The sequence below is a fragment of the Desulfovibrio sp. genome (assembly GCF_019422935.1).
Taxonomy (GTDB): Bacteria; Desulfobacterota; Desulfovibrionia; order Desulfovibrionales; family Desulfovibrionaceae; genus Desulfovibrio.
The window spans coordinates 15361-39329 of record NZ_JAHZCJ010000002.1; the positions used below are offsets into that span (position 1 = coordinate 15361).

Genomic DNA, 23969 nt, shown 5'->3' on the forward strand with positions numbered 1-23969 from the left:
TGACAGCCACGGCGCATATAGTTAGGACTTTTCCCTTTAATAAATGCTTACCGACGAACAGCTTTCGCCGGTAAGCATTTTACGTTCAGATTGCTGCACAAACCTGTCCTAGGCGCTAGTCCAGGCGCATAATTTGCGCATGGCAAGAAATTTTGCAGCAGCATCGCGCTGCGCTCTGGACCGCACCTGATTGATCTGCAAAGCATTTTTTACAACCAAGGCGACAATATCCGCATCAAGCTGCCTGTTTGCCGCCATATCCGACATACAGGCAACCACACTGGCCAGTTCCATGCCGCCCCGGTATGGGCGGCTCTCTGTCAAAGCGGTAAACACATCAGCTACAGCCATAACGCGCATTGGCAAGGTGAGCTTTGCTGCTCCCAGACCATACGGATATCCTTTTCCATCCAGCCTCTCGTGGTGCATTCCCGCCCAATCACAAACACAGTGAAAACCGGCGATTGAATCAAGAAGCTGTATCCCAATCTCGGCATGCTGCTTTATTTCATGCCGCTCTTGATCAGAAAGCGACCCCGGTTTCTCAAGAATATCCACAGGAATCGCCAACTTGCCAATGTCGTGCAGGAGCCCCGCAATGTAGATCGTCAGGTAATCATCGCCCAATGCAAGGCCAGTCAGCTTGAGTATTTCTTGCGCAGTGTGGGCAACGCCGTGTGAATGCGTTGCAGTAAACGGACTTTTTGAGTCAATAATCTGAGAAAACAGATCGCACAAAATCAAGAGATTTTTGGTTGAAAGAATGTCTTTGCAAAACTCGTTGCTCAAATACGCATCCATCGCCTCGGATGATTGATACGCAGCAACAATGGTTCTGTTTTCTGCTATGTGAGCAAAGGCATTACGCCAGATGTAAGAAAAATTACCCGATTCCTTTTCCATAGCCGTTGCCAGCTTGGGGAAGGTCGCATCCGGGTGGGCGTGCATTTCAGCATCAATTGCATCGGCAAAATAAATACAGTTTGCAGAGATGGCGCTGTCTTCTTGAGGGGTCAGTTCTTTCCACGGAGTCTTCCGAAGCAGAACCATGTTGCAAACATCTTCAGGAAGTTTGGCTGTTCGGCAAAAAACCCAGCCAGCCACGCAATAATCTTCTTTTTCAAAAACAAAATTGGTCAGGCCATCCTTCAGCGGGATTGTCCCGATCTCATGCAGCATGCTTGCAATGAGCAGGTATTTCCTTTCCTGATGATCCAGACCGCAGTGTTCTGCCAACACCTGTGCCAGATAGGCCACACGCAGATTGTGTTCTGTCAGTTCTTGCCAAACAAGCCCAAGCGCCCGCGAAAAACCAGACAGTAAACTGTAAAGGTGAACTGACTCCATTGGCACCACTCAAGGTAGAAGACAAAATTTCAGCAAAGCCTGACAGGCCAGGGAGCTGCGCTGCCTGCTTTTTCGCAAGCGGACAGGCAACGTGGCATCTTTGAGGATGATGGCAAAACCGGCCTGAAAAAGGCAAAAAATGCGGGATTCACTAGCGGGGTAATTTTCTGCATTCAGAGGCGGGAGCGCTCCATTTAACGGAGCGCTCCGCAACAAACAATGTTCAGCACTCTGGCAAATTGATTTCAATAATCCTCACAGGCCTAACCGGTACGCATTTCAGAGATAAGGCTTGCAAGCTTGCCCGCCTGCACTGCCAGATCACTCACAGCCTTTGCAGCTTCGGCCATTCCCTCGGCTGTCTGGCGCGACATTTCATTGACTTCGATAATTGTCTGATTGATTTCTTCGCTGGCGGCAGACTGCTGCTCACTGGCCGTGGCAATGGCATTGGCCTGATCGGCTGTAACATCGGCGGTGACAACAATTTCGCTCAGGGCCTGCCCGGAAAGGCTGGCGCTCTCTGTAGCAGTATTGACCTGCTCGACGGCGTTATCCATTGAAACAAGACTTTTCGTGGTACTTTCCTGAATGGAGCGGATAACCCGCCCAACATCCGTCGTTGAAGCCATGGTTTTTTCTGCAAGCTTGCGCACTTCGTCCGCCACCACGGCAAATCCGCGCCCTGCCTCGCCTGCCCGCGCCGCTTCTATGGCAGCATTGAGGGCCAGCAGATTTGTCTGGTCGGCGATGTCGGAAATGACCGTCATGATCTGTGAAATATCCTGCGCATGCCCATTCAGTTGCGCCATGTCATCTTTCAACTCCATCGAGAGGCGGTGCACAAGCTGGATACTCTCCAGCGAGTTGCCCACAATCGTGGCCCCGTGCTCGGCCTTCGCCTTGGTTTCTGCCGATGCGGATGAAGCAGCGCCAGCATTTTTTGCAACTTCCTGCACGGTGGCATTCATCTCGTTCATGGCTGTGGCTGCTTCACCCAGCCGCTGGGCAGTTTGCACTGCGCCCCTGTCGGCCTGTTCTATCTGGGCAGAAAGCTGCGTTGAGGCAGAGCTGACCGCATGGGCCACTTCTTCCAGTTGCGCTGCAGCCGCCAGCATTGCGCTGGATTTTGACTGGGCAATCTTGCCGGATTCCTCGGCATTGCGCATGGCCTCTGTCGCTTTTGCGGCCTGATTCTGGGCGTTCATCGACTCATTATGAGCCTTTTCCATGTTGGCTTTAAGCGACTCAACCATTGATACAATTGAATCATAGACGCCAATTCTGGCACTGCCGTCAGCAATCTCGTAATCCCCATCAACAACGCGGCGGGCCAGTGCATTCAACTGCCCAGGGTCTTTGCCCAACTGCCGCATAACGCTACGCGTCAGCAGATAGGTAATTATTATGCTGATGGCGACTGCAAGCAGGCTGAGCACCATTCCTGTATTTTTTGCCATTGCGCCAAGTGCCATGGCATCAAGCATATTTTCCTTGCTGCTCCGGATCGTCAGACTGACAAGCTCCGCGTAGACAGGAGCAAGTTTACGAAATTGGGGGCCGTATTCTGCAGAAAACAAGGCAGTTGCCTCGTCAAATTTTCCTTCAGCAACCAGCTTCGTTGAATTTCTTCTTATAACTCCCATCCCTTCGGAGATGTCATCTATCTGCCGGATCAGCTTTTTTGCCTGGGCAGCTATGTCGCCATCAAACAATGCTGTGTATTCAATATATTTTTTTTGATCCTCTGCAATTTTTTGCAAAGACTCTTTGATTATTGCGTCATACCGGGCAGCGGCGGAAACTTCGCGTGCAAGAAGCATTGTTGTAAGGTTTGCTCTCACTGTCCAAAAATTTAAATGCATGTCACCAACGGTTATCACAGCAGGAATATACGCTTTATCAACATCATCAATACTTTCATCTAGTTTTGAAGTACTGATCATTGATGATGTTGAAATCGCCAAAATCACAACAATCATGCCAGCAAATGACAAGATAAGTTTTGTGGACAACCGCATATTTTGATCTCCGCATCCTGTGCACGTTATTTTTACTGCCCAAAGGGGCATGACCTCACGTCAAAATCTCCAGTCTGCCATTTTTATTGATGATAATGCTGCATATACATAGACAATAAATGTATTTCAGCGATACCGCACCCAAACAGTATATAATTTGCATGCAGATTCTGCTTACGTCACACCTCTTTATAATACGCCGCTTGTCACCTATTTCTACTTTAGTGCAATAGATGACCAATACTGATAAGTAAAATATTATTTTTGCATGCTGCATGCACACCGCAAATATTTAAGTTTAACATTGATTCACACCCCATACTGACATATACTGATATGCAAAAATAACTATACGCTATAAAATACAATGTGAACAAATTCCTAATACAAAAAATAAAGGAGAAAACACTCTACATTCTAATTTGATGCTTACTTATTGATAGCCAGGCTCTCAACTACCAAGAAAAACGATTGATGCACCAGGTACGACCATGGAAATCAGACATCTTAAAACATTAATGATGGTTGCATCTGCGCGGAGCATTTCAAAAGCATCACACATGCTACACCTGTCTCAGCCATCTGTAACAAGAATAGTGCAAGAAATAGAGACCATTGTTGGATCTCCACTCTTTTCAAGAACAAGAGATGGCATGATTCTTACAAATGATGGCAAAAAGTTTTACAAGCTGGCTACAAAAATAATTTCATCGATTCATGAAGCAATATCTGAACTAAAAAACTCGCATAAAAAATGCATAGTTAACATCGGATTTTGCCCAAGCATCATGATTTTTGATCTCATTGAACAGTTGCGTTATGCTAATTTTAAAATGGATTGCATCAGATTTCATGAATTCAATGCTAAAAGACAGCTTATAGCGCTAAAGAACAATCATATTGATATTTCAATCACGCGGGGCGCAGACACAGCCAGCAGCGAAGGCCTTGAGCAGATAATACTGCACAAGGCTGAGCTCTTTGCGGTCATTCCGGCCGCGCACCGGCTTTCGGGAAAAAAGATGCTCAACCTGGACGAGCTGAAAGACGATCAGTTTGTGGTTTTGTCTGAAAAATTTTTCCCATTTTACAACAAAACAGTGACTGCCATGTGCAAAAATGCCGGATTCACTCCCCGCTTGGGGTTCTGTGCCAATGGATACGTTGCCGCACTGGCAACCATTGCAGCAGGATCATGCGTGGGGATTTTCCCACGCGGCATCGTCAATTCAATCATACCAGGATACGTATATATCCCCATACGTTCTGAAGACAACTTCATTGATATATCCTGCTATCTGCGTAAAGGAGAAGATAGAAAAGAAATTATTGACATTATATCGATAATTCGCAATCAACTTTGCAACTTCGGACTCTCAGATATATAGTAAAATTACTATTTTTATATTTCTGAATCATCCATGCCAGAAGGGCTGAATGAAGGATGCCGCCAGGCTCGTTCTCCTTCACGCTCCCACATTTCTGGCAATCTCCCCAATTTCCACTCAGGAGCAATGATGATCATCCGGCCAGCAACCACTGCTGACATCAACGAAATCATTGCCCTCCGCACCAGCGTGCGAGAAAATCACCTGTCGCTGGAACAGCTCAGGCACATGGGCATTACAACAGAAAGTATTGGCAGCATTCTTAACGAGGATGAATGCGCGTGGGTAGCCGAAGCGGAAGGTGCACCCGTGGGCTTTGCCATGGCGGATGCGGAAGATGGCAGCGTTTTTGCGCTTTTTGTGCGCCCGGAGTGGGAGAATAAAGGCGTGGGCAAGCTATTGCTGGAGAAGCTGGGGGCGTTTCTGTTTTCCCGGCATGAAATGCTTTGGCTCGAAACAGACGGGAGCAACCGTGCCGCAGGCTTCTACGCCCGTCAGGGATGGACGCGCGCGGCAGAGCTGGAAAACGGCGATGCCCGTTTTGAAAAAAGACGTTAACTCTCGGCTGAATTATTATATTTCTTATCGGCCTGCTCCCGCAGCTTCTCGCCCATGCGGCGCAAAACCGGGTTCGGCTCGGCCTCAAAATCCTTCCAGCTGGCATCGCCGTAGGCCAACAAGGCGGCCACAACGTCCAGCGCTTCTTCCACGCTGTCAACCCAGCCGCTGACAGCTCCGTGCAGCATCAGCCCCGGCCCTTCCAGCGGGCCGCGAATACCAAGCACAGGAACTCCAGCCCCGGCGGCCAGCCCCACTTCCACCCCGGCATCCTGGCCTGACGCACCGTAATAGATGACCATGTCCGCCGTCAGGCAGGCATTGTGACAAAAGGCGTAGACCTCGCCGCCGTCACGGTCAGTATCCATCCAGATGCGCCGCTCGGCGGGGGTCAGCCCTGGCGGCGGCACGGCTTTGTCTGTCCAGTCCAGCATGCGGCAGCCCATGCCCCGCAGTTCGCGCCCCAGAAGGCGCACTCCGTGCTTGTGCTTGAAAGACCCGGCCACATAGATGGTCAATACAGACATATACCCGAATTCCTTTTGCAAATACTGGCGAACATATCCAGAAAGGCAACTACAGAGGCTAAAATTCTATGCCTGGGGAGGCTTTGACGCCCGTGCGCCAGGGATGTTTGATTTCGGTCATGGAGGTCACAAGGTCTGCTGCATCCACGAGCCACTCGGGCGCACTGCGGCCAGACAGCACGAGGTGACAATCCCCGGCGCGGGCCTGCGCTATCAGTTCTTCCAGCTCCTGCTGCTCAAGTATCCCGGCGCTCAGGGCATACAGGGTTTCGTCCAGCACCAGCATGTCTGCCTGCTCAAGCTGCTCGCGCGCCCAACCGAGCACCCGAAGGGCGGCCTCACGGTGCGCGGGGCGCTCTGCATCGGTACGCAAAAAGCCCAACCCACCGGCAAAAAAACGCTCTCCAAGCAGTTTGGCAAGCATGGCCTGCTCGCCCGCCTGCCCATCGCGCTTCATAAACTGCCCAAAGGCCACAACTAGATTCTGCCCCATGGCGCGCACGGCCTGCCCCACGCAGGCGCTGGTTTTTCCTTTACCGTCACCAGTATACACAAGAATCATTATTTCCAGACTCCCGGGATCTGTACGCCGCACTTGGGGCACTTGCCTTCTGCGCCCCGCACCCGCGTGTCGTATCCGTTCCGTTCAATAACCAGCGCATTGCACTCCGGGCAAAACGTATTACTGCCCAAGGGGCTGCGCGTGTTTCCTATATAAACATAATTCAAACCGGCCTCGCGCCCGATGCGCCAACAGGCCTCAAGTGTTGCCAGCGGCGTGTCCGGATGGTCGATCATCAGGTGCGCGCCGTGAAAACCCGTCACATGCCACGGCGTATCCGGCCCCAGCTCGTCACGGATAAATGCTGCAAGCTCTGCCATTTCTGCCTGCCCATCATTGAGACCCGGAATAACCAGGGTTGTGACCTCAAGCCACCAACCAAGTTTTTTGATGGCTTTCAGATTCTCCAGCACAGGCTGAAGATGCCCGCCGCAATATTTGCGGTAAAAGGCTTCGCTGAATGACTTCAAATCCACATTGGCGGCGCAGATACATCGGCTCAGGGCCGCCAGGCAGTCCTTGGACATATAGCCGTTGGTCACAAGCACACTGCGTATGCCCTTTTTGGCCGCCATGCCTGCTGTCTCGTAAAGCAATTCAAAAAAGACTGTGGGCTCGTTGTAGGTAAAGGCCATGGTCTGGGCGCGGTTGGCCTGAGCCAGGGCCAGCAGATCTTCTGGCGCAGCGCGCTTGCCGGGCACTATGCCGCTTTCCGGCACGTGGGCTATGTTGTTGTTCTGGCAGAAATGGCAGGAAAAATTGCATCCGGCGCTGCCGACAGAGAAAATCTTGCTGCCGGGCAAAAAATGGTAAAGAGGCTTTTTTTCAATGGGATCCATTGCAGCAGCGGTAACGACCTTGCTGACTAGAGAAACCATTTCTCCCCGCATGTTGACGCGCACCCCGCAAATGCCCTTGGCCCCTTTGCGGAGGCGGCAACGGTGAGCGCACAGACGGCACACAACAGTGCCGTCAGGCTGAGAATCCCAAAGCGCGGCAAGCATGCTCAACGCCTCTCCCTTCCATCACGGCCCCTGTCGGCGCCGCGCGGGTCATACTGTGAATCGCCCTGACTGCCGGGGCGCGGGTTATACCTGTCATCTCCCCGCTGGTCATGGTTGTTGTCGCGGGGCCTGCTGGGGCCATTGTAGCCACCATCGCGCGAATCATGCTGATCGCGGCGCGGGCCATCGTAACGGCCATCGTGCGGCCTGTTATCATACCGACGATTATCATACTGCCGATCATCATAAGGTCTGTCGTCATGCCGCCTGTCATCATGGCGATGCCTGTTATGATCTGGCTGCGGCGCGGGCTGCCAGATAACCGAAGGCATGTTCTGCTGCCCCGGCCACGAAGGCCCACCGGGTCTGGGCATGGGGCCATACGGATTAGGCCCCCAGTGGTTGCCATCGGGATAAATCTGCGGAGCTACAAAAAAAGTGCCGTAATTTTGCTGGTCCGGGGGAGCGGGCGGCACCACAGAGGTAACGATGTCGCCAGTCTGCGGATCTCTATATTGGGTCGCGATGCCCCTGTCGTTGAAATTTTCCCCCTGGAGCTGCCCTGTGCCTGAGACAACACTGTCGCCCTGTCCTTGCCAGCCAGGTGCTGGCGCAGGATAAGGCGCATAGCCAGGCCCGTAACCTGGGGCATACTCGGGGGCAAAGCCCGGGGCAGGCGCAGGTGGTGGCACGGTGGCAGGATTTGGCACAGGGGCCGCAGAGGGAGCAGGGGCAGGGGCAGGGGCAGGAGCCTCCGCTGGCCCCGGCAGGGAACCAAAAGAGGAATAGGGAGCCATGCCCCCGGCGCTGGGCCAAGGGGTCGGCTGCCCCGAGGCGGCAGACTGTAAAGCAGGTGACTGCCCAGCCGCCTGTTGGCCCGCTTGTTGATTTGGCTGTTGGCCCGCCGATTGCCCCGGCTGCTGACCCGGCTGCTGGCCTGCGGGTTGCAGCGCAGCAGGCTTTTCTACAGATGGTTGACCTGGCGCAGCAGGCTGTTCAGGCTGAGCCGCCTGCACTGGGCCAAGCTTCACGCCCGTGACAGGCGCGCGGTATTCCGCAGCGCCATCCGCAGCAAGGGACGCGCTGGAACAAACGAACGTCAGTACGGCGCAGAAAATATACAATCCGGCATATCTACGCATGGCACGCTCCTTACCCCTCCGACTTTATTCTAACAGTGGCGAGCAAGCCGGTCTATGAAAAAACGCGCGGGCAGGGCCTCAAAAAGTCGCTTGGGGTTTGAAAGAACCTGTGGTATGTAGCGCAGATTCAAAGGAGGCAACGGATGTCCAGCGACCGCGCAAAAGCCTACACTCAGGCAGGCGTTGATATTGAGGCGGGAAACGATCTCGTTTCACGCATCAAAGGCATGGTTCAGAGCACGCAGACCAGAGGCGTCATTTCCGATATTGGCGGCTTCGGCGGCCTGTTCCGGCCTGACCTCAACGGCATGACCGAACCTGTGCTTGTTTCTTCCACCGATGGCGTGGGAACCAAGCTCAAACTGGCTTTTGCCTGCAACAAGCACGATACTGTGGGCATCGACCTTGTGGCCATGAGTGTCAACGACATTCTGGTTCAGGGTGCCAACCCTCTGTTTTTTCTTGACTACTTTGCCACCGGCAAGCTTGACGTAGAAACCGCCCAGACCGTCATTGGCGGCGTGGCCGAGGGCTGCCGTCAGTCCGGGTGCGCCCTGCTTGGCGGAGAAACCGCTGAAATGCCCGACATGTACGCGCCAGGCGAGTATGACCTTGCCGGTTTTTGCGTGGGCATAGTGGATAATGCCAAGCTCATTGACGGCTCCGGCATTCAGGTGGGCGACAAGATCATCGGCATCGCCTCCTCGGGCCTGCACTCCAACGGCTTTTCCCTGGCCCGCAAGGTGCTTGACCAGAGCGGCCTTTCCCTCACCGATCCCTTCCCCGGCGGGGATGGAGCCAGCGTTGGCGATGTGCTGCTGACGCCCACCACCATCTATGTGGAAGCGGTGCGATCCCTGCTGCGCGACATGAACGTCAAGGGCATGGCCCACATCACCGGCGGCGGCTTTTACGACAATATTCCCCGCGTACTGCCCGCCCAGGTGGAAGCGCGCATCCATTTTGGCAGCTGGCAGATGGCCCCCGTCTTCAACTGGCTTAAGGAAGCGGGCAACCTCAGCTGGCCGGAAATTCTGCAAATATTCAATGGCGGTATCGGCTATGTGCTGGTGGTGCCCGCCGATCAGGCCGAGGAAGCGATCAACCGCATTCAGGCCTTCAAGCTGCGGGCATGGTCCATAGGCGAAATAGCCCGCCGCTCCAAGGATGACGAACAGGAACAGGTCATCATCAACTTCTAGGGCATGGTCATTATTTATCTGCTCTAGCCCAGATTATAAAGGGCCGCCCAGCATCACCGGGCGGCCCTTTCGTTTCAAACTGCTTTTCTTTTTGGCTTTGCGTTGACATAATCAGCGTTCAATAGCCGCATGAAACCCGCACGGCCACTTCAGGAGGACATCATGAACAGCGCCATCAGTTGCCTTGGAAACGCCATCTGGTTTTTGTGCGGCGGCATTGTCATGGGCCTTGTTTGGTGGCTATACGGGGTGCTCTGCTTTATTTCCATCGTAGGCATTCCCTGGGGCAGGGCATGCTTTGTCATGGGCAATTTTGCCTTCTTCCCCTTTGGCAAAATGCCCGTTGCGCGCGATGTGCTCACCGGCAAGCCGGATGTAGGCACCGGCCCATGGGGCACGGTGGGCAACATCATATGGCTCGTGCTGGCTGGCGTGTGGATTGCCCTTGGGCATCTGGTCTCCGCCGTCATGTGCGCGGTGACCATCATCGGCATTCCTTTTGCGTGGCAGCACGTCAAACTCGCCGCGCTGGCCCTCTGCCCCATCGGCAAGACCATTGTACCCGCGCCCCTGGCCGATGCTGCCGAACGCGCAGCAGCAGAACGAGGTTTCCGCGACGGGCGCTAGTAAAGTTCGCTTTGCCGCATCACCACGTGATCAAAAATCGCGGAGCTGACGCAGCTTCAGTCAGCGGGTTGGCAGGCGAACAGTTCCGCCAATTGCTTTGCATAAAATTTATTCATGTACTCAATGTCAATCCTGGGCGAATCCGCTCCGCGCAGCAGATTAACCACCATTGAAGCCCCCATGATCTGCGCCAGTATCAGCTCTGCCCGCGTGGCCGCCTGCTCGCCGGGCAGCACCTCCATGATGTGCTGGCGGATATTGTCGTAGGTTTTTGCCATCACGTCCGAGACATTGGGGTCCAGCGCAGAAAGAGCAGTGATGCGAAAATCTGTGGCCCATGCGCTCTGCGCTCCGCCAGAGAGAATGCTGCCCATGGCCATGCTGGTTTTTTCCATAGGCGGCACATCAGGCAGGGCCTCAATGCCTTCTGAATTCAGAATGGACGCCACTTCAAGAAAAAGATTTCTTTTTGAGCCAAAATAGCGGCTGATGAGTGCCGGGTTTACCCCGGCCGCCGCGCCGATTTCCCGTATCCCGACGTTGCCGTAGTTGGCTTTGGCAAAGAGCCTTCGCGCCGCCTGCAAAAGACGGTTTCTGGTTTCTGCGGCATTGCGTTTGCGCTGCGGGCCTGTGGCTGGTTTACGTTCAGGAGCCATTGCTATCCCCTATGGTTACTGCGACTTGACACAGTTGGTTTCATGAGGCTACTTTTGAGTAATCAATTGATTACAGATTTTCCATAAAAAGTGCAATGCCTTTGTTGCACGGGAGGATTCATGAAAATACGGGGATTGTCGTGCTTGGCGGCATTAGCCATTCTTCTTTTAACGGCTTTTTCAGTCCGTGCGGAAGAAGGCAAGACCGACAGCAACCGATGGGGATTCAACCTCGGCATTGGCGGCACTGTTTCCACCTCGGAATATAAGGGAGTGGAAAGGCTGGGCACGGCCCTGCCCTTGCTGGGATATGAAGGCGAATATCTGTATTTGCGGGGATTGAGCGGCGGCGTGCACCTGTTCAAGAACGAATACCATGAGGTCAACGTGCAGCTTTCGTATCTGCCGCAGCATTTTTATGCCTCATGGAGCGACAACTCGGGCATGAAAAAACTTGATGACCGCTATGCTTCTGCCATGGCTGGCATCAACTACCGACTGCGCACCGAGCTTGGCGTGCTGGCCGCCACCCTTTCCACCGATGCGCTGGGCGTGAACAAGGGCGTGATGGCTGATGCCTCCTATTCCTACCCCATCCGCTTTGCCAATATGTCGCTTACCCCCACGGCAGGCGTGCAGTGGACTGACGTGAACTACAACGACTATTATTACGGTGTGAGCAAGAGCGAGGCCCGAGCCAGCGGTCTGAGCAACTACTCGCCGGAATCAGCCCTCTCGCCTTATGCTGAACTGACCTTGCGCGTCGGCCTTACAGAAAGCTGGAGCGCGTTTGTGAGTGGGAAAAGTCAGTTTTTGGGACAGGAAATAACCGACAGCCCCATGGTTGAACGCAACAACAAGTATTCGTTGAGCGGGGGCTTTCTTTACGCATTCTAGAGCAGTAGGACATTACCATTTTTCCCGGCGGCTTGCCGCCGGGTCATCACCAAGGGCGCTTTCTGAACGGGCAGAAATGTGCGGGCCTTTGCTGCGACCTGCACTGCCCTACCGTTCAGAAGCGCAACCGCCCTGGCAAAGATGTCCGGGGCCGAAGGGAACAAGCCTGCCCGCAGCAAAGGCGTTAAGACAGTCGGCCACTGTAGGCAGATTGGCATTGTAATACACGGCTATACCCGCCTCCTGCAAAGCCCGCAGGGGCCTCATGCCCATGCCGCCCGCGAGCAGAGCGCCAACACCAAGACGCAGCAAGGCCTGTACCGGCCCGGCGCAATCCCCGCCCTGATGCATGGGATTGGGCTGAATGCTGACCGCCCCGATATTGCCGTCTTCCACCCTGGCAAGGGTATAGAACTGACATCGGCCAAAATGCGCGTTGGGCGCGGCATCCGGCCCGCCAGGGGCAATGCTTGGCACGGCCACCACCAGCCCGCCCGGCATGGCAACCTCGCTTTCCGCCCCCTCGGCAGTCGCATCCACAGCGCACACCCCGCCCTCAATGCGCAGGGCCTGCCCCTGCACCAGAGCCTGAGCCACGCTGCGCCGCGCGCGCTTCAAAAGCCTGCCAAAGGTGTGCCGCGAAACACCCATGCGGGCTGCGGCGGCATCCATGTTAAGGTCTTCAAAGTCGGCCAGACGCAGGGCTTCCAGGCCATCCAGCGACAGCACGACCTCTTCAAGTTCGTGCAGGGGAATACCGTTGGGCTTGAAACATCTGTTTTTTGGCAAGGCGCTCACGCGCCTGCAATGGCAAGGTCTTGGCATAATTTCCCAGTAATATGGTTTTATTTGAGAATAAGCCAATGCCACGCCTCGCGCAAGTGGCGCAAGCCGTGGTCATGCACACCTGCCGCTCTGCGCATGACCGGGCCAAAACAGGGAGGGGTAAACCCGGTTCAGGCCCGGCCATGCTTCCCGAGGGCCGGAGGCTGCTTGCGCGCAGGCAGCGCGCGCCCAAGGCACCAGGCAAACCAAGGGTACGGGCAATGGTTTGCGGGAACAGTAAAACCTGCCGCGCGTGGCGGCTATCATTTTATCAGGCCTGAAGCTCCGTCAGCAGGCGCATCACGCGACGCGCATCGTCCGCTGTGGGCGTGGTCGGCAGCGAGGCAAGAATGCCCAGGCCTTCCATGACGTCATGAAAAACATCCTCGGGCATTTCGCTGACAACCGCCGTATGCACCAGCGCATTCACACGCATGATGCCGATGACATCCTGCTTCGCCTGCTCCTGCGAGGTGGCATCCAGCATCACCAGCGCAGGGGCCTGCTTTTGCACGCAGCGTTTGCAGGCATCGGCATCAGCAACCGTGGTTACGGCGCAGCCCTGGCTTTCAAGCTCCGCCACAAAGGCGGCAAAAACTGCGGGCCGCCCTGTCTGCAACAGAATGGAGCGCTTCATAACGGCTTAATGCCCGCCGCCGCAGGTGTGCTCGGGAGTGAATTCCGTCAGTTTGCCCTGGCAAAATGCCTGCACGGCCATGCCCACGGTGGGCTGGTTGCCTGCAAAGTACACGCTGATACCCATCTGGTTGAAACCCATGAGGGGGCGCATACCCATGCCGCCAGCCAGAAGCGCATTGACGCCGTGGGAGGCCAGATACTGCACCGGGGCCATGCACCCGCCCTGCTGATGCGGGATGGATTCAAGGGTGGACTGGGCGGCAACCTGCCCGTTTTCCAGTTCCACGATGGTGTAAATATCGCAATGTCCAAAATGCATACCCATGCCGGAATCCATGCCGCCGGGCATTTGCGAAGGAATCGCCAGAATCGTCTTGCTCATGATGCTTTCCTTTTACAGGTGGTTTATGCCGCCTTGCCGCCCCGGTTGCGCAGCCAAAGCGCACACGCACTCCCAGGCTGCAGCCAGTGTTTCGGCAAGGGGTTGGGTAAGGATTGAAATTTCTTCGGTCAGAGCCTGCCGCCGCACCATGGCCTGCGTGACCAGCGGGCTGAAAGGCAGTTCGCCCACCACATGGTGCCCGCCTTCTGCGGCCACGGCGTGTATGCGGGCGGCTTCCTCCGCGTTCAGGTCGGCCTTGTTGATAAGCACCGCCACGGGAATGCGAAAATGCGCGCACAGCTCCGCCACGCGGGCAAAGTCATGCCGCCCCGAAGGCGTTGGCTCTACCACGGCCACGGCCAGTGCCGCACCGGAAAGGGAGCTGATCACAGGGCAGCCCACACCCGGCGAGCCATCGCACAGCACAAGGTCTGCGCCCATTTGGGTTGCCTTGTCCCGGGCCTGACGTTTGAGCAGGGCCACAAGCCTGCCGGAATTTTCCTGCCCGGGATCGAGCTGCGCATGCACAAAAGGTCCAAAGCGGGTGTCGCTGACATACCACACGCCACAGCGCCGTTCAGGGAATTCCACCGCATGCACCGGACAAAGCTTGTGGCACACACCACAACCTTCGCACCCCAGTTCGTCTATGGTGTACACGCCATCTTCAAGCCGCACGGCATCAAAACGGCACAGATCGGCACAGCGCCCGCAGGCGGTGCACAGATCAGGATTGATGTGGGCCGTATTACCGGAAATAAAAACTTCCTTCTGCTGCACCTGCGGGTCCAGCAGAATGTGCATGTCCGGCACGTCCACATCCAGGTCGCAGAGTACGGCCTTTTGCCCCAGCGCATGGGCCAGCGCGGCAAATGCGGCGCAGACGGTGGTCTTTCCCGTACCGCCCTTGCCGCTGATAACAACTATCTCACGCATGGCTGGCCCCCTTGGCAAACTCCCGCAGTTTGACGGCAAGTTCTGCAAAGCGCTGCCGCCATTCCTGACCCGTCGCGCCCTGCGCTTCCGTGGGCGGCAAGCCGTGGGCATAGGCGTGGGCGGCCTCGCGCTGGAAGGGCAGTTCTGCCAGTATGGACAGTTTTGCGCCCGCGCACCATGCGCGCAGTTCATTCTCACAATCGGCATTGCCTTCCATGCCCACGCGGTTCATCACAACGGCAACGGGCCGCCCCAACTGCGCAAAGGCCGCATGCGCCAGCTTGAAATCATAAAAGCCAAAGGGGGTTGGTTCCGCCACCAGCAGTACGGCATCCGCGCCGCGAGCCGCCGTCATGGCCGGGCAGCTCACGCCGGGGGGAGCGTCCATGAGTACGTCAGAGGGATGCCCCGCAAGCAATTCTGCCAGCTTGCGCTCCTGAGCACGCAGGAGGGGCGGAGTCATGGCCTCGCCCACGCGGGTACGGCCCATCAGAAAGGGGAGTGTTTTGCTGCCAGCGGGCACAGAACCCTGCAGCAGGGCGCCAAGCTCCCGCTGCGCCACGCGTAGCGCCTGTTCCGGGCACACCTCAAAACAGCCGCCGCAGCCGTGGCACATATCCTGAAAATACATGGGCTTTGCACCCATCATGGCAATGGCCCCGTAGGAACACATGGGGCGGCATGCGCCGCAGCCCGTGCATTTTTCCTCCACCAGTTCCGGCACTTCAAGATAAACCGATTCGGGCTCCGCGAGACTTGGGTGCAGCAAAAGGTGCAGATTGGGCGCTTCCACGTCCGCGTCCACAAGCAACAAGTCGCGCTCCCACTGTCCTGCAAGGCAGGCGGTTACGGTGGTCTTTCCCGCGCCGCCTTTGCCGCTGGCAATCACAATGCGCATACGAGCCTACTTGTTGGGAGCCGTGGCTGGGCTGACCGAGCCATCGGCAAGACAGCGCACGGCTTCGCCCACGCTGCGGTTGTCCATGTCCTGATACACGTCGAGGCCAGCCGCCTTGAGGGCCGTAAAAGCCTTGGGCCCCACATAGCCGCTCATGACGGCCTGCACACCCAGACCAGCCAGCCGCTCAGCAGTCTGAATGCCAGCACCCTGCGCCGCCGCCTGCGATGCGCCGTTGTCCACATAATCTGCCTGCATGGTGTCCATATCCACGATCACAAATCCGCCAGCCCTGCCGAACCGTGGATCAACCTGCGATTCCAGCCCCGGCCCTTCGCTTGAAACGGCTACTTTCATGGCTACTCCCTTGCTCGTCATTTTTGCTCAAATGAGCATAATCCTGTACGCAAAAATGTCAACACAATAAAGAATCCGCCGCACCAACTTTTGCTGATACGGCGGACATGCCGCCCACAAGGCGGCCCGGGGGGGATGTAGAAACTACTTGTGCACGTAATGATCCAGAGGCTTTACCCTGTAGCTGTTGACCGGCATAAGGTCAGTGGTCACGTAGCCCGGCGCGGCGTTAATAAGGTCGGGTATGCGATTGACGATGGTGGCGCAGGTCAGTTCAACCGTGGCGGGACGGGTAATGACCACCTGCGTATCCGGCTCGCCCATGAGCGTCCAGTCGTTGCGGTCAACCTCGCCGGGGGCGTAAACCTTGCCCACGCATTCGCTCTCGATAACGATGCCCTCCGCCGTTTCTGTGGTCACCACGGCAGACATGCCTGTGGCATGCCCGGCAGGGATGGTCATACCCAGCGTTTCAGAGCGCAACTCGGCGCTGTGGGTCTGGGGCACGCACTTCTGCACCTGGCTTTTGACCGTAAGGCCCAGACGCTCAGCCAGCCAGCCGTTGACGTTCCACATATAGGAGGGCAAAAACTCGCCGCGCTCAATCAACTGCTGACGCTCTGCGGGCGAAATGGCGTCTGCTGAAGCTATTTCCTTTTCAAAAGCGGGCAGGTCAAGCCCCGCGCCGTGAACCTTGGCGAGGGCGATGCCGTAGTCTTCCACATTGTAGCTGGAGCTGCCCTTGATCTTGTTGATGGTATGCATGGCCCCGGCCAGGGTGGCAATCAGGTTGCCCCAGAACACGTCCTGATAACCGGAACCGCAAACCGTGCAGCCCGTTTTTTTCGCCATGGCATCCACCTCGCGGGTGATGGCGGGCGAAGAATTCATGGGGAAGATGGCTTCCTCATTGGTGGTGATGGCGTTGACGCCATTTCTGGCGCAGACCATGAGGGCATCCACAATGTCGCGCATGAGGCTCATGGTGGTGATGATGCAGGCATCGGGTTTGAGCGCGGCCAACACCTTGTCGGCCTCATCAGCGTGATGCACCACAACGCCCCGCTCCGGCCCGCCAATGATTGCACTGATATCCCGGCCGATCACTGCGGGATTCACGTCAAAGGCAGCTACGATTTCCGCGCCTTTTTCGTACACGTATCGCATGGAATACTTGGACATCTTTCCGCAACCATACTGGGCAATCCGCAATTTGCTCATGAGTTTCCTCCTGGTTTGGAATGCGCGCTACCTGAAATACGCTTTCAGTTCTACCATACGCGCCGCTTGTGAAAAAACAAGCATATCACGGATTGAAAAATCAGCGCTTTGGCAGCCTCACGCCCAGAGCCACTGCAAGGCCTGCCACAATGGCGGCAGCCCCCGCCACATCGGTGGGCAGGATGGGCACGCCCAGCAACAAAGCTGAAAGGGCCAGTCCGCTCAGGGGATTGAGCATGTTATACGCAGCCGCAGTGGATGCCCCTTGCGTACGGATGAGCAACAGCCACAGGGCCATGCCCAGCAGGCTCACCACAGCAAGCCAGCCCAGCGCCAGCAGGGCCGGAATGGAAACCGCAAGAGGCGTCACGCTGCTCTGCATAGCAGCTGGGGCAAAACAAAGCATGGCGCAGACTGACATCCAGAAATTGACCGGCAGCAGCGGCATGTTGCTGTATCTGCCGCGAAAGAGCACCGCACCTACGGAAAATGCCACAGTTGCCCCGGCAGCCAGCAGCAGCCCCTGAACGGCCCCGGCCTCAAGCTTGCTCACGCCCACCATGAGCACAATGCCAGCCAGCGACAGGCCAAAGCCCAGCAGCTTTGCCGCACTAAACGATTCCAGCCTGCGCGCAACGCCAAGCATAAGGGTGGCAAAGGGCGAGCAGGACACAATGACCACAACCCAGGGAGGCGAGACCAGTTGCAGGGCGGAGAAACTCAGCCCCAGATAGGCCACGTTGTTCAGCAGGCCGAGCACAAATCCAGCCCGCAGCGCCCTGCCCGCCTGCGGCCCCCACAGGCTTTTGCCGCACAAGAGGCCAAGCACAAAAACGGTGCCCACAAAACGGTAAAACAGGCTTACGAATGGCCCCATTTCCGTCACCACAATCTTGCCCGCCACAAAGGCTGAACTCCAGATAACGCTAAAGCACACGCCCACAGCCACGTGCCGCCAGTTTAGACGCTTTTGAGCCGAGTTTGTCGCGTATCCGTTCCCCAATCCAGGCCCGTGCGCTTCCAGCGGCCTTTCCACACTTGCTGGTTTTTCCATTTTTCACCCCTACCCCTTGCAGCAATATAATTGCGTCCACAGTAGGCGGGGGCTTGATAATTTGTAAAATTTATTTTTATCATGAACAAATCAGTTCATCTTATTTTAAGGAGGTCAGCAGCTATGGAAATCCCGGCAGACACGCGCAGTATCACCCTTGAACATATGCGGGCTTTTATTGCCGTGGCCCACAGCCGCAGCTTTCAAAAAGCCGGGGAGCAGCTTTGCCGCAGCCAGTCGGCGGTGACGCAGTCTGTCAAAAGGCTGGAGGCGCACCTCAACTGCACGTTGGTGGAGAGAGGCAACGGGCATACCTTTGGCCTCACCACAGCGGGGCAGCGCATCTTGCCGGAACTGGAGGATATTCTGCTGCGCTTTGACGCGGTGCTGCGCGCAGCCCGGCAACCTGAATTGCGGGGGCGCATCACGGTAGGGATTCCGCCAAGTTTCAGCACGGTAGAATTGCAGGCTGCCGTGGCCCGCCTGCTGGCCCTGAACCCTGACCTTCAGATCGGCGTCATTTCGGCCATGTCTGCGGATATTGACCGCATGCTGGCGGACGGCAGCCTGGACGTGGCCCTGATCAACCAATACCGCTTTGACAGCAGCCACGCGCCCGAGGGCATATTCGAGGTATTGGCGCAGCAGCCTCTGCACTGGGCAAGCGGCGGGTACATGGAGCTTGCGCCGACCGTGCCCGTGCCGCTGGCTACCTACAGCGAGGGCAGCCCCTGGCGCTCCGCCACGCTGGAAGCCCTCAATACCGCAGGCAGAAGCTATGATTTTGCCTATGTGAGCGCCTCGTACGAAAGCCTGTGCAGCTCGGTGCTGGCGGGTTTTGGCATAACCGCCCTGCCCGATTGGGATATGGACGGACGCTTTGTCATCCTTGACGGCACGTGCGGCCTGCCGCCTCTGCCGCAGGTGCGAACAGTGCTTAAAACAGCCGCGACCAGCCCGGTGCTGCGGCAGTTTTGCGACTTCATCATGCAACTGCCATTTTTTAAAAACCTGCGCCCTCAAGCCTGAGCACCGCACGCAAAAAGCCCCCGAATCCTGAGATCCGAGGGCCTGAATCAGCTATGAACGCCGCCGAGCGGCATGGACTAGGGTTTGTTAACTCTATGAGCAATTTTGTTCTCTGCCAAGGAAGGAAGCCTTTTTATGAAGGGAGTGTACTCCCTTCGGTACTCGACCGAAATAAAAAGGCTTCCTGACGCAGACAGAGGGCAAAAGAGCCATAGTGCACAGGCCCTAGCCTCTGTCTTCCAGCGCCGCCACAGAAGGCAACACCTTGCCTTCCAGCAGTTCCAGCGATGCGCCGCCGCCAGTGGAGATATAGCCCATTTTTTCGGACAGGCCGTACTTTTCCACCGCAGCCACGGAATCACCGCCGCCCACCACCACAAAGGCCTTGGAATCAGCAAGATAGTGCGCCAGTTCCTTGGTGCCTTCGCCAAAGGGATCAGTTTCAAACGCGCCCACAGGGCCGTTCCACACCACAGTGGCAACCTTGGACAGCAACTTTTTGTACTGCGCAATCGTGTCTCGGCCTACGTCCAGAATCATCTGGTCGGCGGGCACGTCGCCCACGGCGCGGGTGGTAGCCGCCTGACCGGGGGCCAGTTCCTCGGCGGTCACAACATCCACGGGCAGGGGCAGTTCTCTGTTAAGATTTTTGGCCTGCTCCATGATGCGCTTGGCGTCCGTCACCAGATCTTCCTCGTACAGAGACTTGCCGACCATATACCCGGCAGCCGCAAGAAAGGTATTGGCAATGCCGCCGCCCACGATAAGCACGTCCACTTTTTCCAGCAGATTTTCCAGCAGGGCCAGCTTGGTGGACACCTTGGAACCGCCGATAATGGCAGCAAGCGGACGGGCGGGATTGTTCAGCACCTTGGCAAAGGCATCCAGCTCCGCCTGGAGCAGCGGCCCGGCGCAGGCAACCTTGGCAACGCGCACCGCACCCTCGGTGGAGGCATGCGCGCGGTGGGCCGCCCCAAAGGCGTCCATCACATATACATCACCCAGGGCGGCAAGCTGCGCGGCCAGAGCGGGGTCGTTCTTTTTCTCGCCCTTGAGAAAACGCACGTTCTCAAGCAGGGTCACGGTGCCGGGAGCAGCCTTGGCTTCTTCCAGCGTGGCGGCGAGGGCAACAGGTTTGCCCAGCAGCTCGGAAAGGCGGGCGGCCACGGGCTTGAGGGAGAACTGCTCTTCATACTGCCCTTCTGTGGGGCGGCCCAGATGCGAAAGCAGCACCACGCCCGCGCCTTTTTCAAGGGCCGTGGTAATGGTGGGCACCGAAGCGCGGATGCGCTTGTCGTTGGATACCTGTCCGTCCTTCATGGGCACGTTCAGGTCTTCGCGAATCACAACGGTTTTGCCGGTCAGGTCCAGATCCTGCATTTTTTTGATGGGCATATGCGTTCTCCCTGTAAGAGGATTTGCTTCGTTCTGTCGGTCAGTTACTTCCCAAGCTGCCGGAAAAGGCCTTCCGCCACTTCCAGCACATGCGCCACGGTAAAGCCCAGACGCTCAAAAACGATCTTGGCAGGGGCGGAAGCGCCAAAACGCTCCATACCGACCACCGCGCCGTCCAGGCCCACATACTTGCGCCAGTAATCCGCAGCGGCGGCTTCAATGGCAATGCGGGCGCGCACGCCACGGGGCAATACGCTTTCCTTGTAGGCCGCGTCCTGCGCGTCAAAAATCTCTGCGCAGGGCATGGAGACTACGCGGGCCTTGCGGCCATCGGCGGTCAGCTGATCAGCGGCTTCAAGGGCAAGCGACACTTCGGAACCAGTGGCTATAAGGATGATCTCGGGCGTGCCTTCGCAGTCGCGCAGCACATAGCCGCCGCGTGCGATGGCTTCCACCTGGGCGGCATCGCGCTGGCAGAAAGGCAGATTCTGGCGCGAGAGCGAAAGCCCGGTGGGCGTGTGGACGCTTTCAAGGGCGCTACGCCAGGCCACGGCGGTTTCCACCGTGTCGCAGGGACGCCACAGATTGAAATTGGGCATAAGGCGCAGCATGCCGAGCTGTTCCACAGGCTGGTGGGTGGGGCCGTCTTCGCCCACGCCGATGGAGTCGTGCGTCAGCACCCACACGGCGCGGATGCCCATGATGGCAGCCAGCCGCAGGGCGTTCTTGGCCTGATCGGCAAAGGACATGAACGTGCCCGCGTAGGGGATGAACCCGCCGTGCAGGGCAAAGCCGTTCATGATGGCGCTCATACCGAATTCGCGCACGCCGTAGGAAACATAGTTGCCCTTGTGGGTCTGCACGTCCATATGCTCGGAGGCGCTGGTCAACGTACCCACGGAGCCGGTGAGGTCGGCTGAGCCGCCCACAAGTTCGGGCAGGCGGGGCACGAGGCATTCAAGGGTTTTCTTGGAGGCCACGCGCGTTGCCGTTGTTTCGGCCTTGCTCACGGCTTCTTCAATCATGCCACGCGCAATGGCGGCCCAGTCTTCGGGCAGTTCGCCGCGCATACGGCGGGTAAATTCTGCGGCAAGCTCGGGATTGGCCTTGGCGTAGGCGGCATAGGTATGCTCCCAGGCGGCCTCGGCAGCCTTGCCCTTTTCACGCGCGTCCCATGCGGAATACAGTTCCTGCGGCACGGTAAAGGGCTCTTCGGTCCAGCCCAGAGCCGCGCGGGTGGCTGCAATGCCATCGTCGCCAAGGGGCGAGCCGTGGCAGGATGCGGAATCGGCCTTGGGCGAACCAAAACCAATGTGGGTGCGGCAGATGATCAGGCTGGGACGGCTGTGGTCGGCCTTGGCTTCGGCAATGGCGGCGTCCAGAGCGGCGGCGTCGTGCCCGTTGATGGGGCCGATGACCTGCCAGTGGTAGGCGCGGAAGCGAGCCGCCACGTCTTCGTTGAACCAGCCGTCAATCTTGCCGTCAATGGAAATACCGTTGGAGTCATAAAGGGCTATGAGCTTGCCCAGGCCCCAGGTGCCAGCCAGAGAGCAGGCCTCGTGCGAAACGCCTTCCATGAGGCAGCCGTCGCCCGTGAACACATAGGTGTGGTGATCCACAACCGTGTGCTCGGGCGTGTTGTAGCGGGCGGCCAGCATGCTTTCGGCCAGCGCCATGCCCACGGCGGAAGAAATGCCCTGCCCCAACGGGCCGGTGGTCATTTCAATGCCCAGATCAGGCTCGTATTCAGGGTGCCCTGCGGTTTTGGCCCCCCACTGGCGGAAGTTGCGCAGTTCCTCCATGGGCAGATCATAGCCCGTGAGGTGCAGCAAGGCATAGAGCAGCATGGAGGCATGACCGTTGGAAAGCACAAAGCGGTCGCGGTCAAACCAGCGGGGATTGCTCGGATTGTGCTTGAAACCGTGACGCCACAGGGCTTCGGCCATGTCGGCCATGCCCAGAGGTGCGCCGGGGTGACCGGAGCGGGCTTTTTCAATGGCGTCCATGGCAAGGGCGCGGATGGCATTGGCGCACTGTCTGCGGGTGGGCATGACTCTTTCCTCTACTTTTGCGTGATATGGTTGGCGGCGCGGCGTCTCAGGGCATCCTCCGCATGGCGGGGCGTTTTGCCCGCAAGCGGAGCCTTAAAGGCGGCAAGCCGTTTTTCGTAAGGTTTGTGGCCAAAAAAGGCCGAGCCGGACACAAGCACTTCCGCCCCGGCGTCCACAAGCTCGGCCGTGTTTTCGGGGCATACGCCGCCGTCGATCTGGATGAGCGCCTCGGCCCCGCCGTTGGCGTCAAGCATCTGCCGGGCCGCGCGGATTTTGTCGAACGTGGAGGGGATGAATGCCTGACCCGAAAAACCGGGGTTCACACTCATGAGCAGCAGCATGTCCATATCCGCCGCCAGCCAGCGGGCCGCGCTCACATCCGTGCCGGGGTTGAGGGCAAGCCCCGCCTTGCAGCCCATGGCCCGGATGGCCGTGAGGGTACGTTGCGGGTGCTTGTCGGCCTCGGCATGGATGACCAGCATGTCTGCCCCTGCCTTGTGGAAGTCGGCAATGTAGCGGGCCGGATCATTCACCATGAGGTGCACGTCAAAAAAAAGCCCGCTGACAGACCGTAGAGCCTTTATCAGCGGGGGACCAAAGGTGATGTTGGGCACAAAAGCCCCGTCCATCACGTCCAGATGCAGCCAAGTGACTCCGGCGGCCTCAAGGGCGCCAAGCTCTTCGGCCAGACGGGCAAAATCGGCAGACAGCAATGAAGGCGATAAGATCATGATTATATCGGGGTGAGCCTGTTTGCGGGGGAGGGCCACCAACAGAAAGGGTCGCCTCCCCCGCGTCCCTTCCCTGAAATATTTAGTTGCGCCAGCAGGCCGCAGCCTATTTTTCGCTGAGCAGACGGCGCAGCGAGGTCAGCTCCCGCTGGAGCATGCGCATAAAATCCGGGTCCGGCACCGCCGCCACACGTTCGGGCAGGCTTTCATCCACCACGGCGCTGCCTGCAAGTACGCGGCGCGCGCCTTCAATGGTCATGCCCTGCTCATGCAGCAACTGCCGGATACGACGCAAGAGGGCCACGTTTTCTTCCGTGTACAGGCGCTGCCCCTTACCGGTGCGCAGCGGCGCCAACTGGGGAAACTCTGTTTCCCAGAAGCGCAACACATGGGTTTTGAGGTCGAGCAGTTCCGCGACCTCACCTATGCGGTAGGTATTGTCGGGCGTGTGGTCCGACATGTCATACCCCTCCTGACACTCTCTGAAAATGTGCCGGAATTGCGCAGGCCCGAAAAAACG

Annotated in this window: 25 protein-coding genes; 6 read left to right on the plus strand and 19 right to left on the minus strand. The window is 57.3% G+C overall.

What is annotated here, in order from left to right; genetic code table 11:
* Window positions 1-108: 108 nt before the first annotated feature.
* Window positions 109-1347, minus strand: coding sequence for an HD domain-containing phosphohydrolase (locus tag QZ383_RS03155; RefSeq protein WP_291442962.1), 1239 nt, complete (start codon window positions 1345-1347; stop codon window positions 109-111).
* Window positions 1348-1610: 263 nt separating this feature from the next.
* Complete coding sequence (locus QZ383_RS03160) at window positions 1611-3419, minus strand: methyl-accepting chemotaxis protein (RefSeq protein WP_291442964.1); 1809 nt, start codon at window positions 3417-3419, stop codon at window positions 1611-1613.
* Window positions 3420-3859: 440 nt separating this feature from the next.
* On the opposite strand from QZ383_RS03160, the gene QZ383_RS03165 reads away from it, so the two are divergent.
* Together QZ383_RS03165 and QZ383_RS03170 are read left to right on the plus strand one after the other, a co-directional pair.
* Window positions 3860-4756 (plus strand): LysR family transcriptional regulator, encoded by an 897-nt coding sequence (locus QZ383_RS03165; protein WP_291442965.1) that lies wholly within the window; start codon window positions 3860-3862, stop codon window positions 4754-4756.
* A gap of 129 nt (window positions 4757-4885) precedes the next feature.
* A complete protein-coding gene (locus tag QZ383_RS03170; RefSeq protein ID WP_291442967.1) occupies window positions 4886-5314 on the plus strand; it encodes a GNAT family N-acetyltransferase in 429 nt (142 codons plus the stop codon).
* On the opposite strand, the gene QZ383_RS03175 is transcribed toward QZ383_RS03170, so the two are convergent.
* Genes QZ383_RS03175 through QZ383_RS03190 form a run of 4 tightly spaced genes read right to left on the minus strand, consistent with a single transcriptional unit; the run spans window position 5311 to window position 8549 of the window.
* Window positions 5311-5841 carry a translation initiation factor 2 gene (locus tag QZ383_RS03175; RefSeq protein ID WP_291442968.1) on the minus strand — a complete coding sequence of 177 codons (531 nt, stop codon included), beginning with the start codon at window positions 5839-5841 and terminating at the stop codon, window positions 5311-5313. The genes QZ383_RS03170 and QZ383_RS03175 overlap by 4 nt on opposite strands.
* Window positions 5842-5899: 58 nt before the next feature.
* Window positions 5900-6403 (minus strand): cob(I)yrinic acid a,c-diamide adenosyltransferase, encoded by a 504-nt coding sequence (locus QZ383_RS03180; protein ID WP_291442970.1) that lies wholly within the window; start codon window positions 6401-6403, stop codon window positions 5900-5902.
* Window positions 6403-7407 (minus strand): AmmeMemoRadiSam system radical SAM enzyme, encoded by a 1005-nt coding sequence (amrS, locus tag QZ383_RS03185; RefSeq protein ID WP_291442972.1) that lies wholly within the window; start codon window positions 7405-7407, stop codon window positions 6403-6405. Before amrS ends, QZ383_RS03180 begins: the two co-directional genes overlap by 1 nt.
* 2 nt (window positions 7408-7409) lie before the next feature.
* Window positions 7410-8549 (minus strand): hypothetical protein, encoded by a 1140-nt coding sequence (locus QZ383_RS03190; RefSeq protein ID WP_291442973.1) that lies wholly within the window; start codon window positions 8547-8549, stop codon window positions 7410-7412.
* A 143-nt stretch (window positions 8550-8692) separates the two neighbouring features.
* Between QZ383_RS03190 and purM the strand changes: the two genes are divergently transcribed.
* The gene (gene purM / locus QZ383_RS03195; protein WP_291442975.1) at window positions 8693-9751 is read left to right on the plus strand and encodes a phosphoribosylformylglycinamidine cyclo-ligase; all 1059 of its coding nucleotides are present in this window, start codon (window positions 8693-8695) and stop codon (window positions 9749-9751) included.
* 162 nt (window positions 9752-9913) lie between these two features.
* Window positions 9914-10378 carry a YccF domain-containing protein gene (locus tag QZ383_RS03200; protein WP_291442977.1) on the plus strand — a complete coding sequence of 155 codons (465 nt, stop codon included), beginning with the start codon at window positions 9914-9916 and terminating at the stop codon, window positions 10376-10378.
* Window positions 10379-10434: 56 nt separating this feature from the next.
* Here QZ383_RS03200 and QZ383_RS03205 read toward each other — a convergent pair whose 3' ends face one another.
* Window positions 10435-11034: a TetR/AcrR family transcriptional regulator gene (locus tag QZ383_RS03205; RefSeq protein WP_291442979.1), complete on the minus strand. Its 600-nt coding sequence runs from the start codon at window positions 11032-11034 to the stop codon at window positions 10435-10437.
* A gap of 120 nt (window positions 11035-11154) precedes the next feature.
* On the opposite strand from QZ383_RS03205, the gene QZ383_RS03210 reads away from it, so the two are divergent.
* Window positions 11155-11931 carry a MipA/OmpV family protein gene (locus QZ383_RS03210; RefSeq protein ID WP_291442981.1) on the plus strand — a complete coding sequence of 259 codons (777 nt, stop codon included), beginning with the start codon at window positions 11155-11157 and terminating at the stop codon, window positions 11929-11931.
* 108 nt (window positions 11932-12039) lie between these two features.
* On the opposite strand, the gene QZ383_RS03215 is transcribed toward QZ383_RS03210, so the two are convergent.
* From QZ383_RS03215 to QZ383_RS03250, 8 genes are all read right to left on the minus strand, one after another.
* Window positions 12040-12756: a DUF134 domain-containing protein gene (locus tag QZ383_RS03215; RefSeq protein WP_291442983.1), complete on the minus strand. Its 717-nt coding sequence runs from the start codon at window positions 12754-12756 to the stop codon at window positions 12040-12042.
* 271 nt (window positions 12757-13027) lie between these two features.
* Window positions 13028-13393, minus strand: coding sequence for a response regulator receiver protein (locus tag QZ383_RS03220; protein WP_291442985.1), 366 nt, complete (start codon window positions 13391-13393; stop codon window positions 13028-13030).
* 6 nt (window positions 13394-13399) lie between these two features.
* The gene (locus QZ383_RS03225) at window positions 13400-13777 is read right to left on the minus strand and encodes a NifB/NifX family molybdenum-iron cluster-binding protein (protein WP_192112333.1); all 378 of its coding nucleotides are present in this window, start codon (window positions 13775-13777) and stop codon (window positions 13400-13402) included.
* Between the two features lie 12 nt (window positions 13778-13789).
* Window positions 13790-14713, minus strand: coding sequence for an ATP-binding protein (locus QZ383_RS03230; protein WP_291442990.1), 924 nt, complete (start codon window positions 14711-14713; stop codon window positions 13790-13792).
* On the minus strand, window positions 14706-15611 hold the full coding sequence (locus tag QZ383_RS03235) for an ATP-binding protein (RefSeq protein WP_291442992.1): 906 nt from the start codon (window positions 15609-15611) through the stop codon (window positions 14706-14708). Before QZ383_RS03235 ends, QZ383_RS03230 begins: the two co-directional genes overlap by 8 nt.
* Before the next feature lie 6 nt (window positions 15612-15617).
* Window positions 15618-15968 carry a NifB/NifX family molybdenum-iron cluster-binding protein gene (locus QZ383_RS03240; protein WP_215647979.1) on the minus strand — a complete coding sequence of 117 codons (351 nt, stop codon included), beginning with the start codon at window positions 15966-15968 and terminating at the stop codon, window positions 15618-15620.
* 144 nt (window positions 15969-16112) lie between these two features.
* Entirely contained in the window at window positions 16113-17189 is a 1077-nt protein-coding gene (locus QZ383_RS03245; RefSeq protein WP_291442996.1) for a dihydrodipicolinate reductase, read from the minus strand.
* Window positions 17190-17289: 100 nt separating this feature from the next.
* Window positions 17290-18243, minus strand: coding sequence for a DMT family transporter (locus QZ383_RS03250; protein WP_291442998.1), 954 nt, complete (start codon window positions 18241-18243; stop codon window positions 17290-17292).
* A 123-nt stretch (window positions 18244-18366) separates the two neighbouring features.
* Between QZ383_RS03250 and QZ383_RS03255 the strand changes: the two genes are divergently transcribed.
* On the plus strand, window positions 18367-19272 hold the full coding sequence (locus QZ383_RS03255) for a LysR family transcriptional regulator (RefSeq protein ID WP_291443000.1): 906 nt from the start codon (window positions 18367-18369) through the stop codon (window positions 19270-19272).
* A gap of 225 nt (window positions 19273-19497) precedes the next feature.
* On the opposite strand, the gene QZ383_RS03260 is transcribed toward QZ383_RS03255, so the two are convergent.
* The 4 genes from QZ383_RS03260 to QZ383_RS03275 all read right to left on the minus strand — a co-directional run bounded on the left by QZ383_RS03260 (window position 19498) and on the right by QZ383_RS03275 (window position 23909).
* Window positions 19498-20667 (minus strand): phosphoglycerate kinase, encoded by a 1170-nt coding sequence (locus tag QZ383_RS03260; RefSeq protein ID WP_291443002.1) that lies wholly within the window; start codon window positions 20665-20667, stop codon window positions 19498-19500.
* A 44-nt stretch (window positions 20668-20711) separates the two neighbouring features.
* The gene (tkt, locus tag QZ383_RS03265; RefSeq protein WP_291443004.1) at window positions 20712-22718 is read right to left on the minus strand and encodes a transketolase; all 2007 of its coding nucleotides are present in this window, start codon (window positions 22716-22718) and stop codon (window positions 20712-20714) included.
* 11 nt (window positions 22719-22729) lie between these two features.
* Window positions 22730-23449: a ribulose-phosphate 3-epimerase gene (gene rpe / locus QZ383_RS03270; protein ID WP_291443006.1), complete on the minus strand. Its 720-nt coding sequence runs from the start codon at window positions 23447-23449 to the stop codon at window positions 22730-22732.
* A 106-nt stretch (window positions 23450-23555) separates the two neighbouring features.
* Complete coding sequence (locus QZ383_RS03275) at window positions 23556-23909, minus strand: MerR family transcriptional regulator (protein ID WP_291443008.1); 354 nt, start codon at window positions 23907-23909, stop codon at window positions 23556-23558.
* Window positions 23910-23969 lie beyond the last annotated feature (60 nt).

Coding starts and splice junctions, on each gene's coding strand:
- QZ383_RS03155 (WP_291442962.1), bottom strand. CDS start 1,347: ATGGAGTCAGTTCACCTTTACAGTTTACTGTCTGGTTTTTCGCGGGCG.
- QZ383_RS03160 (WP_291442964.1), bottom strand. CDS start 3,419: ATGCCCCTTTGGGCAGTAAAAATAACGTGCACAGGATGCGGAGATCAA.
- QZ383_RS03165 (WP_291442965.1), top strand. CDS start 3,860: ATGGAAATCAGACATCTTAAAACATTAATGATGGTTGCATCTGCGCGG.
- QZ383_RS03170 (WP_291442967.1), top strand. CDS start 4,886: ATGATCATCCGGCCAGCAACCACTGCTGACATCAACGAAATCATTGCC.
- QZ383_RS03175 (WP_291442968.1), bottom strand. CDS start 5,841: ATGTCTGTATTGACCATCTATGTGGCCGGGTCTTTCAAGCACAAGCAC.
- QZ383_RS03180 (WP_291442970.1), bottom strand. CDS start 6,403: ATGATTCTTGTGTATACTGGTGACGGTAAAGGAAAAACCAGCGCCTGC.
- amrS (WP_291442972.1), bottom strand. CDS start 7,407: ATGCTTGCCGCGCTTTGGGATTCTCAGCCTGACGGCACTGTTGTGTGC.
- QZ383_RS03190 (WP_291442973.1), bottom strand. CDS start 8,549: ATGCGTAGATATGCCGGATTGTATATTTTCTGCGCCGTACTGACGTTC.
- purM (WP_291442975.1), top strand. CDS start 8,693: ATGTCCAGCGACCGCGCAAAAGCCTACACTCAGGCAGGCGTTGATATT.
- QZ383_RS03200 (WP_291442977.1), top strand. CDS start 9,914: ATGAACAGCGCCATCAGTTGCCTTGGAAACGCCATCTGGTTTTTGTGC.
- QZ383_RS03205 (WP_291442979.1), bottom strand. CDS start 11,034: ATGGCTCCTGAACGTAAACCAGCCACAGGCCCGCAGCGCAAACGCAAT.
- QZ383_RS03210 (WP_291442981.1), top strand. CDS start 11,155: ATGAAAATACGGGGATTGTCGTGCTTGGCGGCATTAGCCATTCTTCTT.
- QZ383_RS03215 (WP_291442983.1), bottom strand. CDS start 12,756: ATGCCAAGACCTTGCCATTGCAGGCGCGTGAGCGCCTTGCCAAAAAAC.
- QZ383_RS03220 (WP_291442985.1), bottom strand. CDS start 13,393: ATGAAGCGCTCCATTCTGTTGCAGACAGGGCGGCCCGCAGTTTTTGCC.
- QZ383_RS03225 (WP_192112333.1), bottom strand. CDS start 13,777: ATGAGCAAGACGATTCTGGCGATTCCTTCGCAAATGCCCGGCGGCATG.
- QZ383_RS03230 (WP_291442990.1), bottom strand. CDS start 14,713: ATGCGTGAGATAGTTGTTATCAGCGGCAAGGGCGGTACGGGAAAGACC.
- QZ383_RS03235 (WP_291442992.1), bottom strand. CDS start 15,611: ATGCGCATTGTGATTGCCAGCGGCAAAGGCGGCGCGGGAAAGACCACC.
- QZ383_RS03240 (WP_215647979.1), bottom strand. CDS start 15,968: ATGAAAGTAGCCGTTTCAAGCGAAGGGCCGGGGCTGGAATCGCAGGTT.
- QZ383_RS03245 (WP_291442996.1), bottom strand. CDS start 17,189: ATGAGCAAATTGCGGATTGCCCAGTATGGTTGCGGAAAGATGTCCAAG.
- QZ383_RS03250 (WP_291442998.1), bottom strand. CDS start 18,243: ATGGAAAAACCAGCAAGTGTGGAAAGGCCGCTGGAAGCGCACGGGCCT.
- QZ383_RS03255 (WP_291443000.1), top strand. CDS start 18,367: ATGGAAATCCCGGCAGACACGCGCAGTATCACCCTTGAACATATGCGG.
- QZ383_RS03260 (WP_291443002.1), bottom strand. CDS start 20,667: ATGCCCATCAAAAAAATGCAGGATCTGGACCTGACCGGCAAAACCGTT.
- tkt (WP_291443004.1), bottom strand. CDS start 22,718: ATGCCCACCCGCAGACAGTGCGCCAATGCCATCCGCGCCCTTGCCATG.
- rpe (WP_291443006.1), bottom strand. CDS start 23,449: ATGATCTTATCGCCTTCATTGCTGTCTGCCGATTTTGCCCGTCTGGCC.
- QZ383_RS03275 (WP_291443008.1), bottom strand. CDS start 23,909: ATGTCGGACCACACGCCCGACAATACCTACCGCATAGGTGAGGTCGCG.